Source organism: Bradyrhizobium sp. CFUWI (assembly GCF_056429085.1).
The window spans coordinates 1-469 of record NZ_JBWJZE010000167.1 but is presented as its reverse complement, the minus strand read 5'-3'; the positions used below and the strand labels follow the sequence as shown (position 1 = coordinate 469).

The window sequence follows — 469 nt, the reverse complement described above, 5'->3', positions numbered from 1 at the left end:
CGCCAAGGCCGTGGTGCTCTCCATTGCCGCGGTGGCCGTGGTGCTCTGCGGATTGATCGCGACCCGCATGGGCAGCGAGTTCGTTCCCCAACTCAATGAGGGCGACCTTGCCATCCAGGCGCTGCGAATCCCCGGTACCAGCCTCTCGCAATCTATCGCCATGCAGCGCCAGATCGAAGGGACGCTGAAAGAGAAGTTCCCTGAAATCGACCGGGTATTTGCCAGAACCGGCACTGCAGAAATTGCCTCGGACCCCATGCCGCCGAACATCTCTGACGGGTACATCATGCTCAAGCCCATGGACCAATGGCCCGAGCCGCGCAAGACTCGTGACGAACTGCTTACCGCCATCCAGGAAGTGGTCGGTAAGATTCCCGGCAACAACTACGAGTTCTCGCAGCCGATCCAGTTGCGCTTCAACGAACTTATCTCCGGCGTGCGTAGCGACGTCGCGGTCAAGATCTTCGGG

Annotated in this window: 1 protein-coding gene; it reads left to right on the top strand. The window is 60.1% G+C overall.

Features of this window, described 5'->3' with window-relative positions; genetic code table 11:
- A partial coding sequence (locus AC066S_RS39240) for an efflux RND transporter permease subunit (protein ID WP_478271968.1) occupies positions 1-469 on the top strand: 469 nt, incomplete at both ends.